Origin of the sequence: Photobacterium sp. S4TG1 (assembly GCF_036040035.1) — a bacterium.
GTDB lineage: Bacteria > Pseudomonadota > Gammaproteobacteria > Enterobacterales > Vibrionaceae > Photobacterium.
The window spans coordinates 288,525-311,098 of sequence record NZ_JAYXUH010000001.1; the positions used below are offsets into that span (position 1 = coordinate 288,525).

19 protein-coding genes are annotated in these 22,574 nt (G+C 39.2%); 7 read left to right on the forward strand and 12 right to left on the reverse strand.

What is annotated here, in order from left to right:
• Positions 1-65 precede the first annotated feature (65 nt).
• The 7 genes from pyrF to aroA all read right to left on the reverse strand — a co-directional run bounded on the left by pyrF (position 66) and on the right by aroA (position 6,856).
• Entirely contained in the window at positions 66-776 is a 711-nt protein-coding gene (pyrF, locus tag VXS03_RS01415; RefSeq protein WP_327761572.1) for an orotidine-5'-phosphate decarboxylase, read from the reverse strand.
• Between the two features lie 153 nt (positions 777-929).
• The gene (gene lapB, locus VXS03_RS01420; protein ID WP_327761573.1) at positions 930-2,099 is read right to left on the reverse strand and encodes a lipopolysaccharide assembly protein LapB; all 1,170 of its coding nucleotides are present in this window, start codon (positions 2,097-2,099) and stop codon (positions 930-932) included.
• Between the two features lie 6 nt (positions 2,100-2,105).
• Complete coding sequence (locus VXS03_RS01425) at positions 2,106-2,390, reverse strand: LapA family protein (RefSeq protein WP_327761574.1); 285 nt, start codon at positions 2,388-2,390, stop codon at positions 2,106-2,108.
• A 128-nt stretch (positions 2,391-2,518) separates the two neighbouring features.
• A complete protein-coding gene (gene ihfB, locus VXS03_RS01430) occupies positions 2,519-2,809 on the reverse strand; it encodes an integration host factor subunit beta (protein ID WP_036795301.1) in 291 nt (96 codons plus the stop codon).
• Positions 2,810-2,890: 81 nt separating this feature from the next.
• Positions 2,891-4,561: a 30S ribosomal protein S1 gene (gene rpsA, locus VXS03_RS01435; protein WP_080156725.1), complete on the reverse strand. Its 1,671-nt coding sequence runs from the start codon at positions 4,559-4,561 to the stop codon at positions 2,891-2,893.
• 124 nt (positions 4,562-4,685) lie between these two features.
• Positions 4,686-5,363, reverse strand: a complete 678-nt coding sequence (gene cmk / locus VXS03_RS01440; protein ID WP_327761576.1) for a (d)CMP kinase — start codon at positions 5,361-5,363, stop codon at positions 4,686-4,688.
• 212 nt (positions 5,364-5,575) lie between these two features.
• Positions 5,576-6,856 (reverse strand): 3-phosphoshikimate 1-carboxyvinyltransferase, encoded by a 1,281-nt coding sequence (aroA, locus tag VXS03_RS01445; protein ID WP_327761577.1) that lies wholly within the window; start codon positions 6,854-6,856, stop codon positions 5,576-5,578.
• A 172-nt stretch (positions 6,857-7,028) separates the two neighbouring features.
• On the opposite strand from aroA, the gene VXS03_RS01450 reads away from it, so the two are divergent.
• On the forward strand, positions 7,029-7,457 hold the full coding sequence (locus VXS03_RS01450; protein WP_327761579.1) for a nucleotide triphosphate diphosphatase NUDT15: 429 nt from the start codon (positions 7,029-7,031) through the stop codon (positions 7,455-7,457).
• A gap of 95 nt (positions 7,458-7,552) precedes the next feature.
• Here the strand turns inward: VXS03_RS01450 and VXS03_RS01455 are convergent, their stop codons facing one another.
• A complete protein-coding gene (locus VXS03_RS01455; protein ID WP_327761581.1) occupies positions 7,553-8,692 on the reverse strand; it encodes a DUF5666 domain-containing protein in 1,140 nt (379 codons plus the stop codon).
• 100 nt (positions 8,693-8,792) lie between these two features.
• On the opposite strand from VXS03_RS01455, the gene VXS03_RS01460 reads away from it, so the two are divergent.
• The 3 genes from VXS03_RS01460 to VXS03_RS01470 are packed head-to-tail and all read left to right on the forward strand — an operon-like array spanning position 8,793 to position 11,223.
• Positions 8,793-9,464, forward strand: a complete 672-nt coding sequence (locus VXS03_RS01460) for a response regulator transcription factor (RefSeq protein ID WP_327762023.1) — start codon at positions 8,793-8,795, stop codon at positions 9,462-9,464.
• A complete protein-coding gene (locus VXS03_RS01465) occupies positions 9,433-10,680 on the forward strand; it encodes a sensor histidine kinase (protein WP_327761582.1) in 1,248 nt (415 codons plus the stop codon). The genes VXS03_RS01460 and VXS03_RS01465 overlap by 32 nt, the downstream gene beginning before the upstream one ends.
• Before the next feature lie 18 nt (positions 10,681-10,698).
• The gene (locus VXS03_RS01470; protein ID WP_327761583.1) at positions 10,699-11,223 is read left to right on the forward strand and encodes a lipocalin family protein; all 525 of its coding nucleotides are present in this window, start codon (positions 10,699-10,701) and stop codon (positions 11,221-11,223) included.
• Between the two features lie 43 nt (positions 11,224-11,266).
• On the opposite strand, the gene VXS03_RS01475 is transcribed toward VXS03_RS01470, so the two are convergent.
• The 4 genes from VXS03_RS01475 to gyrA all read right to left on the reverse strand — a co-directional run bounded on the left by VXS03_RS01475 (position 11,267) and on the right by gyrA (position 18,294).
• Positions 11,267-11,992 carry a sulfite exporter TauE/SafE family protein gene (locus tag VXS03_RS01475; protein ID WP_327761584.1) on the reverse strand — a complete coding sequence of 242 codons (726 nt, stop codon included), beginning with the start codon at positions 11,990-11,992 and terminating at the stop codon, positions 11,267-11,269.
• A 125-nt stretch (positions 11,993-12,117) separates the two neighbouring features.
• Complete coding sequence (locus VXS03_RS01480; protein WP_327761585.1) at positions 12,118-14,124, reverse strand: EAL domain-containing protein; 2,007 nt, start codon at positions 14,122-14,124, stop codon at positions 12,118-12,120.
• 153 nt (positions 14,125-14,277) lie between these two features.
• A complete protein-coding gene (gene serC / locus VXS03_RS01485) occupies positions 14,278-15,360 on the reverse strand; it encodes a 3-phosphoserine/phosphohydroxythreonine transaminase (RefSeq protein ID WP_327761587.1) in 1,083 nt (360 codons plus the stop codon).
• A gap of 267 nt (positions 15,361-15,627) precedes the next feature.
• Positions 15,628-18,294, reverse strand: a complete 2,667-nt coding sequence (gene gyrA / locus VXS03_RS01490) for a DNA topoisomerase (ATP-hydrolyzing) subunit A (protein ID WP_080156736.1) — start codon at positions 18,292-18,294, stop codon at positions 15,628-15,630.
• A 488-nt stretch (positions 18,295-18,782) separates the two neighbouring features.
• On the opposite strand from gyrA, the gene VXS03_RS01495 reads away from it, so the two are divergent.
• The 3 genes from VXS03_RS01495 to nrdA all read left to right on the forward strand — a co-directional run bounded on the left by VXS03_RS01495 (position 18,783) and on the right by nrdA (position 22,567).
• Positions 18,783-18,926: a hypothetical protein gene (locus tag VXS03_RS01495; RefSeq protein ID WP_327761589.1), complete on the forward strand. Its 144-nt coding sequence runs from the start codon at positions 18,783-18,785 to the stop codon at positions 18,924-18,926.
• A 161-nt stretch (positions 18,927-19,087) separates the two neighbouring features.
• The gene (gene ubiG, locus VXS03_RS01500; protein ID WP_327761591.1) at positions 19,088-19,795 is read left to right on the forward strand and encodes a bifunctional 2-polyprenyl-6-hydroxyphenol methylase/3-demethylubiquinol 3-O-methyltransferase UbiG; all 708 of its coding nucleotides are present in this window, start codon (positions 19,088-19,090) and stop codon (positions 19,793-19,795) included.
• Positions 19,796-20,299: 504 nt separating this feature from the next.
• Positions 20,300-22,567, forward strand: coding sequence for a class 1a ribonucleoside-diphosphate reductase subunit alpha (gene nrdA / locus VXS03_RS01505; protein WP_327761592.1), 2,268 nt, complete (start codon positions 20,300-20,302; stop codon positions 22,565-22,567).
• Positions 22,568-22,574 lie beyond the last annotated feature (7 nt).

Genomic DNA, 22,574 nt, shown 5'->3' on the forward strand with positions numbered 1-22,574 from the left:
CGCCAGTATTATCACGTTATTAAGGTGAAAAATACTGGCGTTATCGTTTGCTTAATACATTAAATTTATGCCAATGTTTTATTGATTGCGGCTAATACTGCAGCAGGATCGCTTGCTTGAGTAATAGGACGACCAATTACTAAATAATCAGACCCAGCAGCGATAGCTTCAACAGGTGTCATCACTCGACGCTGATCACCCGCTTCACTTCCTACAGGACGAATGCCCGGTGTTACCAACTTAAATTGTTGGCCAAGTTGAGCTTTTAATAAACTCGCTTCTTGTGCAGAACAAACAACACCGTCAAGACCGCTATTTTTGGTCAATGTCGCTAAGTTTAATACTTGTTGTTGCGGCTGACATGCAATACCAATACCCGCTAAATCACTGGCTTCCATGCTGGTTAACACTGTAACACCAATTAGCAATGGACGATCTTTACCATACGGCTCAAGGATTTCACGTGATGCCGTCATCATGCGCTCACCACCACTCGCATGCACATTTACCATCCATACACCTAATTCAGCAGCAGCTCTTACGGCTTTTGAACAGGTGTTTGGAATATCATGAAATTTTAAATCCAGAAATACAGAATGGCCCCGATCATGCAGTTGACGCACGAAATCAGGGCCAAAAAAAGTAAACATTTCTTTGCCGACTTTTAAGCGACAACTTCCCGGCTCAATACGATCGACAAAAGCGAGTGCCTCATTATGATTATCATAGTCAAGGGCAACGATTACTTTAGGGTCTGTTACTTTAGCGTCTAGCATTGAGGCTCCTATTATCTCTAAATATATCCACTGAACGGTTATCCCACCGCCGGCAGGATTTTACATCAATTGATTAAATTTGATAGCTACAACTACAAAAAAACCAGTACATTACTGCACTGGTTTTAATACGATATAAACAAACGGTGGCAACTATTCACCATCAAGCCCTCGAATTGGCTTTATTTGTCCCCAGCTTTTACAAGAAGGGCATTGCCAATACAAGGCATGCGTTGCAAACCCACATTGGCGACAACGGTAACGAGGTTTTACTTTAAGCTGCTCACCAACTAAGTGGCGTAAGCTAGTCAAACTCTCTTTTGCACGGCCTTCTTCAGCTTCATCAAGATGGTATTCCATCAACTGATAAAAGCCTTTCATAGTTGGATTTTTTTGAAGTTGGCGGGTCATAAAAGATTGCGCCGTTACAGCACCATCATGTTTTGCTATTTCATCAGCAAGCATGAGTTCTGCACTCGCCCCGGCTTTTTGATCAACACAATGCTGTAAATACTTAAGCCATGCGGTTTGATTATTCATCGCCTCATAGCACTCAAGTAACAGTGGCAAAGCTTCACCAACAAACTCAATATCTTGTTCTGAGATACGTTCTAATGTTTTTGCCGCTTGCTTATATTCTTGTTGCTTAACCTGAATTTTGGCAACAACGATGGATGCGCGTACACAATGTTTATCTACTGATAGTGCTTTTTTTAGCAGTTGAATGGCTTTATCTTGATTTTGAGCACTAAGCTCAAGCATCGCAAGCTCACACCAGTAATGGGCAATATCATGCTTTAATTTGGTTTTGCCTAGTTTTACCAACTGAGAAGCCATTTCAATGGCTTTTTCCCATTCTCGGGTTTGTTGGTAAATCGCCAAGAGTTGTTGTAAAGCAGGCTTACGATAGTCTGGTTCATCTAACAACTGTTCAAAAATACGTTCGGCTCGATCAAAAAAACCAGCGACCATATAATCTTTAGCTAACTGTTGTAATGATAAGTTACGTTGTTCAATCGATAAATTTGGTCTTGCTATCAAATTCTGGTGAATACGAATGGCGCGATCAACCTCTCCTCTGCTGCGGAATAAATTTCCTAAAGCAAGATGAGTATCAATAGTTTCACTGTCAACCTGAAGCAATTCAATGAACAGGTCTACTGCTTTATCAGATTGATCTGATAACAACATATTAAGACCTGTTACATACTGGCGAGATAAGTGGTCAGACTTTTCTTGCTTTTGGTTATTTGCGCTCCTGTTACCCATATACCAACCGTATGCGGCTGCAATGGGTAAAAGTAGGAACAACAATTCAAGCATTAATTCTTATTCCTTAATAGGCTGAGCACGAAGCTGATCTAGTTCTTGCTGCTGCTTCGCTACTTTCTTCGTTAGACGATTTTTAGCAAATCGTGCTTTTAGATATAAAGTACCACAAATTACCCAACCAATAACAAAGCCAGCACCAAATGCTGTTCCTAATAACGTAGAAAGCTGAAACTCACCCTGAGCAATTAAATAATCGAAATTAACCATTATTTGATTTTGCGCGCCAAGAGCCAGAGTGATCAAAAAGGCAGCTACTAGAACAATAATTCCTAAAATCTTCATCGTGAATCCTCTCACTAAATCTAAATTATAATTACTGATTATGCAGTAATTTTGCCGATCAAACCATGATCTATAGACATAAAAAAACGGCATACAGAGAGTATGCCGTTTTTTTGTTCTATTCGCGGTTAAGCAGCTATCGATGCATTAACACGGTCACGTAATTCTTTTCCTGGCTTGAAGTGAGGAACGTACTTGCCGTCCAACTCAACTTTATCACCTGTCTTTGGATTACGACCAACACGAGGAGCACGGTAATGCAAAGAGAAGCTACCAAAGCCACGGATCTCAATGCGATCACCTTCTGCAAGTGTGTTCGCCATATGTTCAAGAATATCCTTGATTGCATCTTCTACCTGTTTGGCAGAAAGATGTGTTTGTTGACTACACAGTCTTTCAATTAATTCAGACTTTGTCATAAACACTCCGTTTTAGTAAGTTTCTCAATAGTATAGCCGTTTGGAGGGAAAAAGCTAAAGCGATTTCCCCCCAATGCTCAATTATTCGCCTTTAGCAGCTTTGAAAGCGTCAGCCATAGCGTTACCAAACGCAGCATCGTCTGCTTTGTTTAGTGTAGCCATTGCTTCTTGCTCTTCAGCAACGTCTTTAGCACGTACAGAAAGGTTGATTACGCGGTTCTTACGGTCAACACCAGTGAACTTAGATTCAATAGCGTCGCCAACTGCAAGAATTAGAGTTGCGTCTTCAACACGGTCTACAGATGCTTCAGAAGCGCGTAGGTAACCTTCAACACCTTCAGCTAGCTCAACAGTTGCGCCTTTAGCGTCAACAGCAATAACTTTACCAGTTACTAGAGCACCTTTCTTAGTGTCAGCTACGAAGCTGTTGAATGGGTCTTCTTCGATTTGCTTAACGCCTAGAGAGATACGCTCACGCTCTGCGTCAACTGCAAGAACTACTGCAGAAATTTCGTCGCCTTTCTTGAAGTCACGAACTGCGTCTTCACCAGAAACATTCCAAGAAATGTCAGATAGGTGAACTAGACCGTCGATGCCGCCTTCAAGACCGATGAAGATACCGAAATCAGTGATTGACTTGATCTTACCAGTTACTTTGTCGCCCTTAGCTTGCATTTCTGCAAATGACTGCCATGGGTTAGCTTTACACTGCTTAAGACCTAGAGAGATACGACGACGTTCTTCGTCGATATCAAGAACCATAACTTCAACTTCGTCGCCCACGTTAACAACTTTAGATGGGTGGATGTTTTTGTTAGTCCAATCCATTTCAGAAACGTGTACTAGACCTTCAACGCCTTCTTCGATTTCAACGAAGCAGCCGTAGTCAGTTAGGTTAGTTACGCGGCCAGTAAGCTTAGTGCTTTCTGGGTAACGCTTAGCGATTGCAACCCATGGATCTTCGCCAAGTTGCTTAAGACCTAGTGATACGCGAGTACGCTCACGGTCGAACTTAAGAACTTTAACGTTGATTTCATCGCCAACATTAACGATTTCAGAAGGGTGCTTAACACGCTTCCAAGCCATGTCAGTGATGTGTAGAAGACCGTCAACACCGCCAAGATCAACGAATGCGCCGTAGTCAGTAAGGTTCTTAACGATACCTTTAACTTCCATGCCTTCTTGTAGAGAAGCAAGTAGCTCATCACGCTCAACACTGTTCTCAGACTCGATAACAGCACGACGTGAAACAACAACGTTGTTACGCTTCTGGTCAAGCTTGATTACTTTGAACTCAAGTTCTTTGTTTTCTAGGTGAGCAGTGTCACGAACTGGACGTACGTCTACTAGAGAACCTGGTAGGAACGCACGGATGCCGTTAAGTTCAACTGTGAAGCCGCCCTTAACTTTACCGTTGATGATACCAACAACTGTTTCAGCATCTTCATAAGCTTTTTCAAGCTGGATCCAAGCTTCGTGACGCTTAGCTTTCTCACGAGAAAGTTTAGTTTCACCAAAACCATCTTCGATCGCGTCAAGAGCAACGTCAACCTGAGCGCCAACTTCGATTTCTAGTTCGCCAGCAGCGTTCTTGAATTCTTCAGCAGGAATAGATGACTCAGATTTTAGACCAGCGTCAACTAGTACATAACCGTTTTCGATAGCGATTACAGTACCTTTAACGATTGCACCTGGGCGAGTTTCAACTTGGTTTAGCGACTCTTCAAAGAGTTGAGCAAAAGATTCAGTCATTTAATTAATCTTCAATATGATAAACAACCATGGGTATCCTACCGCATGGGGTTGATAATAAAGTCAGTTATCATCCGTGACACCGACGTTATTTAGCTGCTTACGCAACTAAATATGGATTCGTTTATTTTAGCTTAGCATCAACATATGCCAAGACTTTTTCAAGCACTTGTTCAATTGACATTTCAGTTGAATCAAGCACTAAAGCGTCATCAGCAGGACGTAAAGGCGCTACAGCACGATTACGATCGCGGTAGTCTCGCTCCTGAATTTCGCTTAAAAGGCTGCTAAAACTAACATCTAAGCCTTGTTTTTGCAACTGATTCATACGACGAGTTGCACGTTCTTCAGCACTGGCATCTAAGAAGATCTTCACTTCAGCCGATGTGAATACAACTGTACCCATATCTCGGCCGTCGGCAACCAATCCAGGTTGCTCACTAAATGCACGCTGACGGCGTAATAATGCTTCACGCACTCGAGGTAAAGCCGCTACTTTTGAAGCAGCATTGCCTACTTTTTCAGTACGAAGTGTATCAGAAACATCTTCACCTTCAAGAATAACTCGAACCAATTCACCTTCAGCAACAAACTGAACATCAAGATGTGCAGCAAGAGGTACTAAAGCATCTTCAGATTCAGTATCTACTCCATGATGAAGTGCTGCAAGTGCAAGAACACGGTAAATAGCACCGGAATCAAGCAGATTCCAGCCAAGCTTTTCTGCTAACAGCATACATAGTGTGCCTTTACCTGCACCACTTGGCCCATCAACAGTAATGACTGGAGCATGAGTAGACATAAGTTTTCTCCGAATAGGTGTCCGTAATAGCAGCAACTTAACCTTAATTAGGGTTAGCCATCAAACGGTGGCACATTATACGGAAAAAATTCTTAGATTTATAGCGTTATTCCCTTTTCTATCATACCTTTTTATACTAATTAAAAACCCAAAGTAATCCTATAAGGCAACTATAGATGTAAACTTAGAAATTAATAATTAATCACTCAAGTTTACGCACTCAGACCTTGAAGCCGAACAAAGTAATCAGGGAATGTTTTTGAGGTGCATTTAGGATCATTAATCGTGACAGCCGTATCACTTAACGCCACCAGCGAAAAGCACATTGCCATACGATGATCATCATAAGTATCAATCTCTGCATGTTTTAATTGTGTTGGTGGTGTAATCACAATGTAATCTTCACCTTCTTCTACTTCTGCACCCACTTTGCGTAATTCTGTTGCCATTGCAGCAAGACGGTCGGTCTCTTTTACACGCCAGTTATACACATTACGGATTGACGTTGTTCCTTTAGCAAACAAGGCTGTGGTTGCAATCGTCATTGCAGCGTCGGGAATATGATTAAAATCCATATCAATTGCTTTTAATTCACCACAACGCGCAATGACATAATCATCGCCCCATTCAATATTCGCCCCCATTTTGGCAAGTGCATCTGCAAATTGAATGTCACCTTGAATACTGTTTTTACCAATACCGGTTACTTTTATCGCGCCACCTTTAATTGCAGCAGCTGCTAAAAAATAAGATGCCGATGACGCATCACCTTCAACCAAAAATGCACCTGGTGATTGATATTGTTGAGCCCCTTTCACCACAAACTGTTGGTAATCATGGTTCTCAACTTGAACACCAAATTGCGCCATAATATGCAACGTAATATCAATATAAGGTTTTGAAACCAAATCACCTTTAATATTAATCACGGTGTCAGCACCAGCCAGAGGAGCCGCCATCAAAAATGCCGTTAAAAATTGACTTGAAATCGAGCCATCAATATCAACCTCACCGCCATTTAAACCTGTGCCAATAATTTTTAATGGTGGGTAGTGTTCGTTTTCAAGATAAGTGATTTCTGCGCCAGCACTACGTAGAGCATCAACAAGATGACCTATTGGGCGCTCTTTCATTCTTGGCTCACCTGTCAGCGTATACTCACCTGAGCCCAAACACAGTGCGGCAGCTAATGGTCGCATCGCTGTTCCGGCATTACCTAAATATAATTCAAGCGGCTGTATCGTGGTAAAAGCATGACCTAAACCGTCAACTTCACATTCGGTCTTATCTGCCGACAAACGGTAATTTACACCGAGTTGCTTTAATCCATTCAGCATATGACGAATATCATCACTGTCTAACAAATTGGTTAAACGTGTTGTTCCCTGCGCTAAAGCGGCTAATAACAATGCACGATTTGACACACTTTTAGAGCCCGGGAGATTGACTTCACCATTCACTTTTGCAATCGGCTGTAAGGTTAAACTTTCCATTGATTATTCTTCCAATCCTAATTTTTCTTATTTAGCAGAGTACCCAATAATGTGACAGTTATCTAGCGGCAGTTTTTTAAAATTTTGTCACCACTATTGAATATTATGCCAGTATCTAAACAACAATTACGGTAAAGTGCTTGTATATAGCAGCAATGATATTGAGGTCATAATGAGTGCAATAACCCCCATGGTTGGAATTGGAATTATTATCGTTAATCAAGATGGTCAAATCTTAATTGGCAAACGTAAAAATAGTCATGCACCTTATTACTCTATACCTGGTGGGCATATGGAACTAGGTGAGACCTTTAGTCAATGCGCTATTCGTGAAGTAGAAGAAGAAACAGGGCTTACCATCTATCAACCACAAGTGATTGCTGTAACCAATAATCTTGCTACCTATTCAGAATCAGGTAAGCATTATATCAGCGTCGCCTTACTTGCTACTGAGTTCAGCGGCGAATTGACCTTAAAAGAACCGGATAAATGTGAAGGATGGCAATGGGTAAATCCAACTCAAGTACCTTCGCCACAATTTGATGCCAGTGAGCAGTCGATTCAATGTTATTTAGAACAACAGTTTTGCATCAACGAGTAGTCACTGTAAATAAACCAACCGTTCTAAAACGCAAAAAGCGCCTCAATATATAGGCGCTTTTGACTCGAGGTTCGAGGTTCGAGGTTCGAGGTTATTTAATCATCTTCACGTTCTATTTCACGTGCAACGTAACGACTACCTATAATTACACCTTCAACTTCAACACGAGAACCATCAAGATCGACAAGTTTTTCATTTTTATCAACAAAGGTTTGGCTATCAATTTCAATTTTAAAATCATTTACAGTAAAACTAGTGGCTGTAATGTTAGCTAACATGCCTTTTTTCTCAAATTCATGCCAAGCATCACCAAAATCACCATCGAAATCATTTTCAAATTCTATCTCACGAGCAATACCATTTACGGCAGTAACTTCAACCATCACTCCAATATTTAAATTCGCTTTAGTGCCGTCTTCAAAATAAGTTGAGCCTGTTACCATAAAACGGCCGCGCGCGTTTAATTCAAACTGAGACTTATCATTACTAACCCAAGTTACAACACCTTCGATCTCATTATCATTATCAGATGCATCGTAAGTTTCAACGTCCACTTCAGAGGCGTCAAAGGTATTGCCAACCATTTGACCTTTAACTTCTACCCACTGACCATTTTGTAATGTTGCATTATCTTCAATAATATTATCGGCATAACGCACTTGAATAGCAGCACCAAGCGTAAAAGTTTTATTATTCTCATTTAACAAAGATAAACGACCTTCAACCTCATACTGACCCACAAGACCTTCATGTTCAAATTTCACCACTGAAAGTACTTTATAACCCAAACCAGTTTCAGTCGCTTGTGGTAATGATGACACCATCACCCAATCATTAACGTCAATATTTTGATCAAGACTAAAGGTTAATGTTGCGCCATTAATGACAAATGTTGAGTTAGCACGATCAATATGAGTAACCATGCCAACCATAGTTGGCTCTAATTGCACTAAAGCACCGGCTTTTGATGAAGTAGAAATAGCAACCATCATATTTTTTTGCAGATCTTTTATTGAATACTGAGTATCTGCACCATACGCAACCGATGCTACATCGTAACTATAACCGTTCACTTCAATCGTGTTAGCTGAAACATTCACTGCATTAATTGTACCTTGAACAGCTAGAGGCTTTGTTTCAATAGGCGGTTGCGGTGCAGTACTATCATCACCGCCGCCACCACCACAACCCGTAAGAATTAGACCAATCAGCGCCGCCAGTGTGATTTTGTTCATGAATACAGACCTTTTTATTAATAAATTATGAATATTGTTTTATTGATAAGTATACTAAAACGCCAAACGTGAAATATTCGTGAAGAGTCTAACCAAAAAGATGAAAATTCTTATTGTTGATGATAACCATCAAATTGTTGAAACGATTGCTGATTACTTAGAGCTAGAAGGGATGACAGCAGATTGTGCTTATCATGGTCAAGCTGCACTCACTTTTATTGAAAATAACCATTATGACGTCATCATTATGGATATTATGATGCCTAAAATAGATGGCATTGCTGCTGTTCAAAAAATCCGTAACGAGCTGTATTGTGGCACCCCTATTCTCTTTCTAACCGCTAAAGATACCCTTGACGATAAAGTTGCCGCCTTTAAAGCTGGCGGTGATGACTATTTATTAAAGCCTTTTGCAATGGAAGAACTGTGCCTACGACTTCATGCCTTAGCTAACCGTGGGCCTCGTCAAGATGTTGGGTTATTAAAATACGCCGATCTGGTGATGAATAACCGCAGTGATGAAGTAAGTCGTGATGGAAAAGCCATTAAACTTAGTCGCATTCAATTTAAAATTCTTAAAGTTCTATTACATCACGCTCCTAATATTGTAAATCGTCAGCAAGTCATTGACGCGGTTTGGGGCGAAGAGTCCCCCTCTAGCGATGCCTTACGCAGCCATATTTATGGCTTACGCAATGCCATTGATAAAGACTTCACTACATCACGATTAGAGACAATTCATGGACAAGGTTACCGCATCAAAACTGCCTAGTTTTCCTAGTATTTATCGAAAAGTTGGTTTAAGTTTTGGATTAATGACATTTGGTATGTTTATTCTATTTTGGGCTGTGATTTATATTGCAGAGAACCAATTAGAAGTGATTAGTCTTCATCATTGGCTAGACAAAGAATCAAGCCAATATGTTATCGACTATAAAACTATGGGGGATAATGCACCGCTACCAAACAATAGCGAATTTAAGAGTTACTGGAGTGAACATTCATTACCTAAGTGGTTAGCAAAATATAACCAGCCGGGCTTTTTTGAACATTTACGAGGCACTGAAGATAAGCACTTCTTAGTGTTTGATCACCCCTCAGGAAAAGGGCTCATGTATGTTGTTTATCAAGATGATGCTGATGATTACCTTGATGATTATGAAGATAACCTACATTACTTCACGTTTATATTTGGCTTATTATTATCATTAGTTATGGGAAGCTATAGCTTTTATTTTATTCGATCGTTATCGCAGCCATTGGCTAAAATAGATCAAAAAATTCGTCAAATGCCCCCAGATCAACCTAATTTTGAAGTTGAAACTCAATTTCGCGAAACACGAAAGATTGAACAAGCGTTACTTGATAGTAAAAATAATATTGCTGGTTTTTTTCAACGAGAAAAAGAATTTAGCCGTTTTGCTTCTCATGAACTACGAACCCCAATCATGATCATTCAAGGTTCGACAGATTTACTCAATAAAGTCCCCAATCAACCCAATGTTGCCAAAAAAGCCATTAATAGATTACATCAAGCCAGTGCTGATATGCGAATACTCACTGAAACCTTCTTACTATTAGGCAAAGAATCGATTGAAAGTCATCATTTTAGCCACTGTGACCTAGCGAACGAACTCCGCCAACAGTTATTAGTAATGGAGCCTTTATTTGCCAAACAGGATGCCAGCTACTATCTTGAGATAAATCACTCCGCCACAATTAATGCGCCACTGAGTTTTATCACTATTATTATTAATAATCTGATCAAAAATGCCTTTAGCTACAGTATTGGCGACATAGAAATAAAGTTAACCCATGATCGCCTCACGATAATAAACCGCCATGATGGCAATGAACTTTATAATCAGGGTTATGGCTGTGGATTAGTTATCGTGCAACGTATTTGTGAACGTATGCAATGGGCCTTTACCGTAACAGAGAATAAAGTGACATTTACAGCTGAAGTGGTTTTTTTTGCTTCAAAATGATCAAATAAGGAGGAAGGGATGCTTACTTATATTAAATGGAGTTGCTGTGCTATTTTACTAAGTCTAACCATGGGCTGCACAACAGGTAAGCCTAATAATGTTCAGCCCGTAACAAATTTTGATATCAATCGCTATTTAGGCCAATGGTATGAAATTGCACGATTAGACCATAGTTTTGAACGTGATTTGGACCGCGTTACCGCCACTTATAGCTTAGAGAAAAATAATACAATTAAAGTCGTTAATCGAGGCTTTAATGAAATGAACCAACAATGGCAACAGGCACAAAGTAAAGCAAAATTTGTTGACCAACCAAACCTTGGACATCTCAAAGTTTCTTTCTTTGGCCCTTTTTATGGCAGCTATATTATTTTTGCACTTGAAGATGATTATTCTGCCGCATTAGTCAGTAGCTATAATTACGACTATTTATGGATATTATCGCGAAACAAAAAACTCGATCCAGTGGTACTCGAACGTTATCTTAATCGCGCAAAACTTGCAGGATTTGATACTGAGAAGCTCATTTACCCACAGCAATAACGACTAATATTCATCAATACATTAGGCATTACTGTGGTAATGCCTAATTAAAAAGATGAAAACCTTGTGACAATGCAACAACTGCAGATATCGAACAAAGTCCTAAAACACCATATTGCATTACTTGTTTTTTAACTTTATTACGCACACGATAAGCAAGTAAGCTCGCTATAATCGGTGCTGGTAATAACCATACAATCGTATTGAAATCAGCCAGAGAAAAACGGCCAGAGAAATGTAGCGCTGTCAGTGACACAATATTCGTTAAACAAAAAAATGCAGCTAAGTTTGCTCGAATTTTTTCAGGTTCTTCATTTTGCATCAGTAATGCAATAACGGGTCCACCGATACCTGTAGTGGTGCCAGTAATCCCTGAAATAAAACCACCAATAAATAAATTACGAGGTGTGGAAGCTAAACGTAACTTTGCAAAGCTCAATATAACCGCACCTAATACCGTTACACCCAGCATGATTTCCAATTGATCAGTAGAGATTACCATTAATACATAAGCGGCAACAAAGATACCAGGTAAACGCCCTAAAAAAGCAAAAATCAAAAAACGAAGCGATAAAGCATGACGATATTGATACCACACAATTGCGGACATAAACATGCCAATAAAAATGATCGCGCATGGCATTAATCGTGGTTCAAGCAGAAGAATAAAAGGACCAACAAGGACCCCCATACCAAAACCAATCGTACTCTGAATGAAACACCCGCCAATAAAAACCAGCAAGCAAGTAATAAAAATAACAGGATCCATAACATTCTTATAAGGAGAAACTCCCTTTTAGATCCTACTCTTTATTTTTACCCATAAAGCACAATTAACACTTAACAAATGCAAGCTTAGATTGATGAGCACTTTCATCATTTTTAATGTTTAAGTTAAACTTTTTTAATCCACGTTAACACATCATAAAATGCCATTGGCTTAGCAAAATAAAAACCTTGGCAAATATTGATACCACACTGCTGCACAAACTGTTTTTCTGCTTCGGTTTCAACCCCTTCAGCAACTAATATACAACCTGTCACCTCACTTATTTTAGCCAACAGCTGATATAAGTTTTTTTCACGATCGTGTTCGATATTTCTCAATAAAGCGCGATCTAACTTTACTTTATCAAAGTTAAACTTCAACAAATGAGGAAAAGACGCATAACCCGAACCAAAATCATCAATGGCAACCGTTATTCCTAATGCTTGTAATACCTCAATATTCTCTGATACTTGTTTGTCATCTTCAAGTATGGCTTCTTCTGTAATTTCTATTTCTAAATTCAACGGTGAAATAGAATAAAAACTCAAGCGTTCTACAAGATAGGCAATAATATGTTTATCTGAAATTGTTTCAGCGGAAACATTAACCGCAATTTTGCAACCATTATCAAGAGGCATTTTTTGCATATCTTTTAGCACTAAATCAATCACCATTTGATCCAGTTGCTTCATCGCCCCTACTTGTTGAAAATCTTGAATAAATAATGGTGGTAATATTTTACCATCGACATCTTTATAACGAATCAGCGACTCAAACGATAATCCTTTATCATTATTTAAATTAATTTGAGGTTGATAAAACATCACAAACTCACCATGGCTTAACATACGACTGACACGACGACTAATATCATGCTTACTAACATAACTTGTCATAGCTTGATTCACATCACCCAAAAATGATTTAAGCGTACTACGCCCTAGCTCATATTGCTGACTGATCGATATATTATTAGATCGACTTTTCCCTACATAATGCAGATAAAATGGACGATAAATAGCAATGCCGATAGCAACCACAATCATCTGTAATATCACGCCAGATAAACTATGCTGAGTCGCCATATAACCACTAATAAAAGGAGGTGTCATCCATTCAACGATTGTCGTCACTGGATGTACTAATCCTGATGAAATCGCACCATACACAACCACAAAACTTACTAAAGGCACACAAACAAAAGGAACAATTAATATTGGATTAAAAATAATCGGCAGCCCAAAAAGTAATAATTCATTAATATTAAAAATCACCAGCGGCAATGCTGATAGTGCTAACGTAATATGTCGTCTTTCTTTTGAAAAAAATAAAATACAGAACAAAAGACTGATCATATTTCCAGAGCCGCCCATCGATAAAAAAGCATCATAAAAACCCTGCCCTAAAACATTGAGCGAGGCTTCTCCTGCTTGCCAATCAGCAATATTTTGTTGGGTAACTTCAAATAATTGCTGCTTTGTTCTAAAAAGAAAATTATGTCCATTAATACCAATTGCACCTAATAAACCCAAAATAAATTGATAGGTTAAGCCGCCATAAAACGTCAGTGGATTTGGAGCAATATAATTATGTATATTTTGACTAAACGAGATCACAATCTTAGTTAATTCTTCTAACCCTACGGTTAATAAAAGAAAACAAAAAAAATGTAATACATGCTTATACAGCGTACTAACAAAATCTATTCGCGAAGGATCAAGTGGAAAAAGGCGAAATGAAATACAACACGATGCAGAAATCAATGCTGATAGTAATGCGACTAATGGGTTATTAGGCAACCCGTTATGATCAGAGACCAAACCATTGGGAACGGAGACTGCAATTAACAATAATAGTGAATATGGCACAACAACCAAAGCATTAACGCCATGTTTGGTGGCCAGATAATAACTAGTGATTAAGCATAGTGCTATCGGGTAGATGCCAATTAATAAATTGGAAAAATAAAAAAAATGATTTGCTAATTCACTTAGCTCAACCCACTTTAATGCATAACCAACAAATAATGTAATTGCATTACAAATAATTAAAGGCAGTAACAATAAAAAAACAATAGAAATATCACGGATATAATCGTTGTAATATGATTTTAATATTGAACTTTTGCTCATATATTCACAGTCACAATAGAAGGGTTCTGGATTATATAGAGCGATAGTAAATGCTCAAGCAAAAAGAGTGTAACAAGTTATTACGGTTCTAAAATAAAGCTAAAAAAATACACACATAATGTGTGTATTCTACCTAGCAATAGCTTTTAGCGTTTACGCATTATTTTTTTCAAACTTCTGCATAAAATCAACCAATGCTTGTACGCCCTCTAAAGGCATCGCATTATAAATTGAAGCTCGCATACCACCGACAACACGGTGCCCCTTCAATGCTTTTAAGCCAGCGGCGTCCGCTTGAGCTAAAAATACCTCATCAAGATTCGAGTTTTTCAATTGAAATGGTACATTCATGATTGAGCGGTTATCCGCATGAACATTATTAATGTAGAAATGTGAGCTATCAATAAAATCATACAATAATTTTGCTTTCGCAAGATTACGTTGTTCCATTGCAGCCACACCACCTACACTTTTAAGCCATTTAAATACTTCACCCGCTAAATACCATGCGAACGTCGGTGGAGTATTAAACATCGATTCTTTATCAACCAATACCGTATAATCTAAAATACTCGGTAAAATTGATTTAGCTTTACCTAATAAGTCATCACGAACAATAACGATCGTTAACCCTGCTGGACCAATATTCTTTTGAGCACCAGCATAAATAACACCATATTTAGACACATCAATTTGACGAGATAAAATAGTAGATGACATATCAGCGACAATCGGCTTATTCGTTATCGGTAAATCACGAATTTCTATACCATCGATAGTTTCATTTGGACAAAAATGCACAAACGCAGCATCATCAGAAAGTGGCCATTCTGTTGCAGGTAAAATGGCTTTTTTACCCTCTTTTATGCAGGTGATATCAACATTATTAGGCTGACAATATTTTACTGCTTCTTCAACAGCACTGTGAGCCCAAAAACCACCATCCATATAATCTGCGCTGGTTGCTTCACCTAATAAATTAAGAGGAACAGCCGCAAATTGACCACGAGCGCCACCATGACAAAATAAGACATGGTAATTAGCAGGAATATTCAGTAAATCACGTAAATCTTGTTCTGATTGAGCGGCAACCGCAAGAAACTCTTTACTACGATGGCTGATTTCCATAACGGAAGTGCCTAAACCCTGCCAGTTAATTAATTCTTGCTGGGCTTGCGCCATAACATCTGCGGGAATCATTGCCGGACCGGCACAAAAGTTATAAACCTTATCCATAATGTTGTACTTGCTCCTGCTCGAGTGACAAAATAAAAATTAACTGCTTCATAAAGCTAATAGCATCACAATTGGTACTACTTTTAGCATTACAAAACAGACAGTAAAGATAAATCTCAACATTGTGACAGATATCATTCATTTATTTTTACACCTTTATTGCGCAACTTTAAAGTGTTAATTAACGATTCGTTGTTTATAAATATGCAGGCAAAAAAAAACGCAGCCATTTGGCTGCGTCTTGTTCAGAATAAAGCACTATAGGGCTTACTCTTGCTCGGTTGAATCACCTGATTCTGCATCTGTTGCTGGTAGTTCTGTATTTTCAACAGTCTCACCATCAACTAATTCTGCATCTTCAATTAATTCAACTTCTGCTGGCTCATCAATACGCTGTAAGCCAACAACTTTTTCGTCTTCAGCAGTACGAATAAGTGTAACACCTTGAGTATTACGACCTACACGGCTTACTTCAGCAACACGAGTTCGAACTAATGTACCACCATTGGTGATCATCATAAATTCGTCGCCGTCTTCAGCTTGAACAGCACCAACAACGCTACCGTTACGCTCAGAGACCTTAATTGAAACTACACCTTGAGTGGCACGACTCTTCGCCGGGTACTCAGCAAGGCCAGTACGCTTACCATAACCATTTTCAGTTACTGTAAGAATATCGCCTTCATTGTGTGGAACAATTAGCGAAACAACTTTGTCGCCTTCAGCAAGTTTAATACCACGCACACCTGCCGCAGTACGGCCCATGCCGCGAACACCACCTTTCGCATTGCCTTCAGCATCAATCACTGGGCTTTCGTAGAAACGCACTACTTTACCGTATGCTGAGAACAGCATGATATCGCAGTCACCATCAGTAACATCAACACCAATCAATGAATCGCCTTCGCGTAGATTTACGGCAATAATACCGGCACTACGAGGACGACTAAAGTCGGTTAATGGCGTTTTCTTCACCGTACCATCAGCTGTTGCCATAAAGACAAATTTGTCTTCTGTGTATTCACGCACAGGAAGAATAGCTGTAATACGCTCATCTTCTTCTAGTGGTAGAATATTCACAATTGGCTTACCACGTGCAGTACGGCTCGCTAATGGTAATTGGTATACCTTCAGCCAGTACATACGACCGCGGCTTGAGAAACATAGAATCGTGTCATGGGTGTTAGCGACCAACAAACGTTCAATGAAGTCTTCTTCCTTCATGCGCGTTGCTGCTTTACCTTTACCACCACGACGCTGTGCTTCGTAATCGCTTAGAATTTGATACTTAACATAACCTTCGTGAGAAAGCGTAACAACAACATCTTCTTTAGTGATCAGATCTTCTAAATCAATATCATTGCTTGCTGCTGTGATTTCAGTACGACGTTCATCGTTAAACTGTTCTTTCACTAGCTCTAATTCTTCACGGATCACTTCCATCAAACGCTCAGAGCTTGATAGGATGAACATCAGTTCAGCGATTTCTTCAAGAAGTTGCTTATATTCTTCAAGAATTTTGCCGTGCTCAAGACCCGTTAGCTTATGTAAGCGAAGGTCAAGAATAGCTTGTGCTTGTTGCTCAGTTAAATGGTATAGATTATCACGAATACCAAATTGCTCTTCTAGCCAATCTGGACGCGCAGCATCAGTACCAGCACGCTCAAGCATTGCAGCAACATTACCTAACTGCCAGCCACGAGCAACAAGTGCTGCTTTAGCTTCTGCTGGTGTATTTGCATTACGAACTAATTCAATAATTTCATCGATGTTCGCAAGAGCAAGCGCTAAACCTTCAAGAATATGAGCGCGATCGCGAGCTTTACGCAATTCGAAAATAGTACGACGGGTCACCACTTCTCGGCGGTGATTAACGAAGCACTTAATCATTTCTTTAAGATTAAAGATCTTTGGTTGGCCATTATCAAGCGCAACCATGTTGATACCAAATGTTGTTTGCAACTGCGTTTGAGCATAAAGATTGTTCAGAACAACTTCGCCAACCGCGTCACGCTTACATTCAATAACAATACGCATGCCGTCTTTATCTGACTCATCACGTAATGCGCTAATGCCTTCAACTTTCTTATCTTTAACTAACTCGGCAATCTTTTCGATCAAACGTGCTTTGTTAACTTGATAAGGAATCTCATGAACAATAATGGTTTCACGACCATTCTTTTCAGTTTCGATTTCAGCTTTGGCGCGCATGTAAACTTTACCGCGACCAGTATGGTAAGCATCAACAATACCTTTACGGCCATTGATCATCGCAGCAGTTGGGAAGTCAGGGCCTGGAATGTATTCCATTAGCTGATCAATAGTGATGCTCTCATCATTGATATACGCTAAACAGCCGTCAATCACTTCGCCAAGGTTATGGGGTGGTATATTCGTTGCCATACCTACCGCAATACCAGAAGAACCGTTCACTAATAAGTTAGGGATCTTTGTTGGTAAAACAGCTGGTATTTGCTCGGTTCCATCATAGTTAGGAACGTAATCAACCGTTTCTTTGTCTAAATCAGCCAATAATTCATGGGCAATTTTAGACATACGGACTTCGGTATAACGCATCGCAGCGGCAGAGTCGCCATCGATTGAACCGAAGTTACCTTGACCATCTACGAGCATGTAGCGAAGTGAGAACGGTTGCGCCATACGTACAATAGTATCGTATACAGCACTATCACCGTGTGGGTGATATTTACCGATAACATCACCTACCACACGGGCAGATTTCTTATATGCTTTATTCCAGTCATTGCCTAGCACATTCATCGCGAATAAAACGCGGCGGTGCACAGGCTTAAGGCCATCACGCACATCAGGAAGAGCACGACCAACGATAACTGACATCGCATAGTCGAGATAAGAGCTTTTCAGCTCCTCTTCAATATTTATGGGCGTGATCTCTTTTGCAAGATCGCTCATGGAGCCAATATCCCTCAGGTAATTTCTGTCGTATTTTTATACGTGCAAGGTGCAATAATATAGCATATTTCAGCCCTAATAGGCACACCTTTCACGACTTATGTTATGAGTAATTTAGCGGAATTTATAGAAAACAGAAACAAACATCGTCACATCTGTGGATTAATCACATATTACTGTTTATTTATTGTTCATAATACCAACTATATAAACTACTCTTTTTAACCTACAGAGTATGTAACCATTTGTAAAAACAAGATGTAACACCGTTTTATATATAGAACAGCTTAAAATTAACAAAATAAAATCAAAAATGCGACATTTGACCATTTATTAATCATTACTATTGCGCACACTATCGGTGATGGTTAACCATAAGTACCAAAAATAGATTTAAATACTAACAAACATGTTAATGCTACAAACAGCGCTATCATTCAATTGATCAACCTATGCCACAACCGCATAGATTCACTGAGGATAAAGTCATGGGTACAGCAATTAATATCATTGGTCTATCAATCATTGTTGGTAAATATATTTTAATGCTCATCCTTGCTATTACCACCTTATTTGGCGGTATTTTCTCACCGGAACTCATTCCTGCCACCATCAGCAGTTTCAATGAGTAATTTGTGACATCGCCAAGTAATACTATTGTGCTTGGCGAGTTTCATCCCCACGATGATAGAAATCAAATTTTCCTATTTGTGTTTGTCATAGTTATTCTTTGCAACAACGCGTTTATTTCGCATAATAGACATTACCAATTAAGGAAAATGGCACCACTAAAATGACTAAATCACGCAATGTTGACCTTGCAGAAATCGAAAAATTTGAACAAATAGCTTCACGTTGGTGGGATCTTGAAGGTGAATTTAAACCGCTTCACCAGATAAATCCATTACGTTTAAATTATATCATTGACCATGCTAATGGCTTATTTGGTAAAAAAGTCCTCGATGTGGGTTGTGGTGGTGGTATTTTAGCTGAAAGCATGGCAATTGAAGGTGCACATGTTACCGGTCTTGATATGGGTAAAGAGCCCTTAATGGTTGCCAAACTGCATGCCTTAGAAACAGGCACTAAGCTCGACTATGTTCAATGTACTGCAGAAGAACATGCAGAACATCATCATGAAGCTTATGACGTCGTCACTTGTATGGAAATGCTTGAGCATGTTCCTGATCCCGCATCGGTGATTGCTTCATGTGCCAAAATGGTCAAACCTGGCGGGCATGTATTTTTTTCAACATTAAACCGTAATATTAAATCGTATTTATTTGCGATTGTTGGCGCTGAACATGTCATGAAATTAGTCCCTAAAGGTACTCATGACCATCAAAAGTTTATTCGTCCTTCAGAACTTATCGCTATGATCGATAAAACACCATTACAAGATCGTCATATTATTGGACTTCACTACAATCCACTCACCAACACCTATAGTCTAGGCAATAATGTTGATGTGAATTATATCGTCCATACTATCAAGCCATAATAGTTAACTCTTACCAATATTAAAGGAGATCAGTTTTTCTCCTTTAGCTACATTATACTAACAAAGATCAAACCACTCACTATTTTAGTGAACAAAAAAAACCAACAAGATCAAGGACTATTATCACTTTATTTAATCAAAAACCCACCATTTTACTGATTCAAATTCGTTCTCAAAAAGCAATAAAAATAAATTTTATTTATCTAAAAAAATACCGTAAAAAGCATTGATTTTTACTATCTATTTGATGCTATTCGCTACATCAGTGAGTTGGTACTAACTTTTTTATTGAAATCCCCATGTTATCCACAGCTGCTCAAAAAATACCATCTTGCAAAACCACGCATTCACCACTATCTTGTAAGCACTTTCGCTCAACACCCCAACATGTAGTGTTTTTGCCGAATAACGATATTTATAATAAAGATCACATTCTTTGCTAATCTAAATAGATAAATTGCAAAAAAATATCATCTGCAAGGAAAACTGGGAAAATAACAACAAATGACTCAACAACTAACAGTTACCAAGCGCAACGGCCGTAAAGAGCTTATCGATCTCGACAAAATCCACCGAGTAATAGACTGGGCAGCAGAAGGCCTAGAAAATGTCTCGGTATCCCAAGTCGAACTCAAGTCGCACATCCAGTTTTATGACGGTATTCGTACTGATGATATTCACGAAACTATCATTAAAGCAGCTGCGGATCTGATTTCAGAAGAAACACCTGACTACCAATATCTTGCTGCTCGATTGGCAATTTTCCACCTTCGTAAAAAAGCCTATGGTCAATTTGAGCCACCAAAATTATTTAACCATGTAAAAAACTTGGTTGAAAAAGGTAAATACGATAGTCACCTACTTGACGATTACACCGAAGAAGAATTTGCAGTGATGGATACATTTATCGATCACTGGCGCGACATGAATTTCTCTTATGCTGCGGTTAAGCAACTCGAAGGTAAATACCTCGTTCAAAACCGTGTATCAGGTGAAATTTTTGAAAGTGCACAGTTTCTTTATGTATTAATTGCAGCCGCATTATTTAATAAATACCCCAAAGAAACACGTCTTGATTACATTAAGCGTTTTTATGATGCTTCATCAACGTTTAAAATTTCATTACCAACGCCAATTATGTCAGGTGTACGTACACCTACACGTCAATTTAGCTCATGTGTATTGATTGAATGTGATGACAGCCTTGATTCAATTAACGCAACAGCAAGCTCTATTGTGCGTTATGTTTCACAACGTGCAGGTATTGGTATTAATGCGGGCCGAATTCGCGCATTAGGCTCTGAAATTCGTGGCGGTGAAGCTTTCCATACAGGCTGTATTCCGTTCTACAAATACTTCCAAACAGCGGTTAAATGCTGTTCTCAAGGTGGTGTTCGTGGCGGTGCAGCAACGTTGTTCTATCCTATTTGGCACCGTGAAGTTGAATCTTTATTAGTGCTAAAAAACAACCGTGGTGTTGAAGAAAACCGCGTTCGTCATATGGACTACGGCGTACAAATCAACCGCCTGATGTATACCCGTTTGATCAAAGGCCAGAACATTTCATTGTTCTCTCCTTCTGATGTTCCAGGACTATACGATGCGTTTTTTGCAGACCAAGTTGAATTTGAACGCTTATATAACTTGTATGAGCAAGACGACAGCATCAAAAAACAATCGATTAAAGCAATCGAACTGTTTTCACTATTGATGCAAGAGCGAGCTTCAACCGGTCGAATCTATATTCAAAACGTTGACCACTGTAATACGCACAGTCCATTTGATCCTGCAGTAGCGCCAATTCGACAATCAAACTTATGCCTTGAGATTGCATTGCCAACCAAGCCATTAAAGAATGTTGAAGACGAAAATGGTGAGATCGCATTATGCACATTATCTGCATTTAACTTAGGTGCGATTGATAGCTTAGATGATTTAGAAGAGCTTGCAGAACTGACCGTTCGTGCACTAGACGCACTGTTAGATTATCAAGATTATCCATTACCAGCAGCACGCCGTTCAACCATGAATCGCCGTACTTTAGGTGTGGGTGTGATTAACTTTGCTTACTACCTCGCTAAGCATGGTGTACGTTACTCAGATGGTAGTGCAAATAATCTAACCCATGAAGCTTTTGAAGCGATTCAATATTACTTATTGAAAGCATCGGTAAATTTAGCCAAAGAGCAAGGTCCATGTCCGTTATTTAATGAAACGACTTATGCTCAAGGCATTTTACCTATCGATACTTATAAAAAAGAAATCGATAATATTTGCAGTGCCGACTTACATTATGATTGGGAAACACTACGCGAAGAGATCAAGACTCATGGTCTGCGTAACTCAACTCTTTCAGCGCTAATGCCATCAGAGACCTCATCGCAGATTTCAAATGCGACCAATGGTATTGAGCCACCACGTGGATACGTTTCCGTTAAAGCATCGAAAGATGGTATCCTCAAGCAAGTTGTTCCTGAGTTTGCTAAATACAAAGACAACTATGAGTTACTTTGGAACATTGGCAGCAACGATGGCTACCTACAACTTGTTGGCATTATGCAGAAGTTTATTGATCAGGCTATCTCAGCAAATACGAACTATGACCCAAGTAAGCAACCTGGCGGCAGAGTTCCAATGAAACTGCTATTAAAAGATCTGCTAAATGCTTATAAATTAGGTGTTAAGACACTGTACTACCATAACACTCGCGATGGCGCAGCAGACAGCCAAAGCGATCTAAGTGATGATGATTGTACAAGTTGTAAAATTTAAATATTAA

Bases quoted from the DNA above. Each gene is read 5' to 3' on its own strand.
- pyrF (WP_327761572.1), bottom strand. From the start codon at position 776: ATGCTAGACGCTAAAGTAACAGACCCTAAAGTAATCGTTGCCCTTGAC.
- lapB (WP_327761573.1), bottom strand. From the start codon at position 2,099: ATGCTTGAATTGTTGTTCCTACTTTTACCCATTGCAGCCGCATACGGT.
- VXS03_RS01425 (WP_327761574.1), bottom strand. From the start codon at position 2,390: ATGAAGATTTTAGGAATTATTGTTCTAGTAGCTGCCTTTTTGATCACT.
- ihfB (WP_036795301.1), bottom strand. From the start codon at position 2,809: ATGACAAAGTCTGAATTAATTGAAAGACTGTGTAGTCAACAAACACAT.
- rpsA (WP_080156725.1), bottom strand. From the start codon at position 4,561: ATGACTGAATCTTTTGCTCAACTCTTTGAAGAGTCGCTAAACCAAGTT.
- cmk (WP_327761576.1), bottom strand. From the start codon at position 5,363: ATGTCTACTCATGCTCCAGTCATTACTGTTGATGGGCCAAGTGGTGCA.
- aroA (WP_327761577.1), bottom strand. From the start codon at position 6,856: ATGGAAAGTTTAACCTTACAGCCGATTGCAAAAGTGAATGGTGAAGTC.
- VXS03_RS01450 (WP_327761579.1), top strand. From the start codon at position 7,029: ATGAGTGCAATAACCCCCATGGTTGGAATTGGAATTATTATCGTTAAT.
- VXS03_RS01455 (WP_327761581.1), bottom strand. From the start codon at position 8,692: ATGAACAAAATCACACTGGCGGCGCTGATTGGTCTAATTCTTACGGGT.
- VXS03_RS01460 (WP_327762023.1), top strand. From the start codon at position 8,793: ATGAAAATTCTTATTGTTGATGATAACCATCAAATTGTTGAAACGATT.
- VXS03_RS01465 (WP_327761582.1), top strand. From the start codon at position 9,433: ATGGACAAGGTTACCGCATCAAAACTGCCTAGTTTTCCTAGTATTTAT.
- VXS03_RS01470 (WP_327761583.1), top strand. From the start codon at position 10,699: ATGCTTACTTATATTAAATGGAGTTGCTGTGCTATTTTACTAAGTCTA.
- VXS03_RS01475 (WP_327761584.1), bottom strand. From the start codon at position 11,992: ATGGATCCTGTTATTTTTATTACTTGCTTGCTGGTTTTTATTGGCGGG.
- VXS03_RS01480 (WP_327761585.1), bottom strand. From the start codon at position 14,124: ATGAGCAAAAGTTCAATATTAAAATCATATTACAACGATTATATCCGT.
- serC (WP_327761587.1), bottom strand. From the start codon at position 15,360: ATGGATAAGGTTTATAACTTTTGTGCCGGTCCGGCAATGATTCCCGCA.
- gyrA (WP_080156736.1), bottom strand. From the start codon at position 18,294: ATGAGCGATCTTGCAAAAGAGATCACGCCCATAAATATTGAAGAGGAG.
- VXS03_RS01495 (WP_327761589.1), top strand. From the start codon at position 18,783: ATGGGTACAGCAATTAATATCATTGGTCTATCAATCATTGTTGGTAAA.
- ubiG (WP_327761591.1), top strand. From the start codon at position 19,088: ATGACTAAATCACGCAATGTTGACCTTGCAGAAATCGAAAAATTTGAA.
- nrdA (WP_327761592.1), top strand. From the start codon at position 20,300: ATGACTCAACAACTAACAGTTACCAAGCGCAACGGCCGTAAAGAGCTT.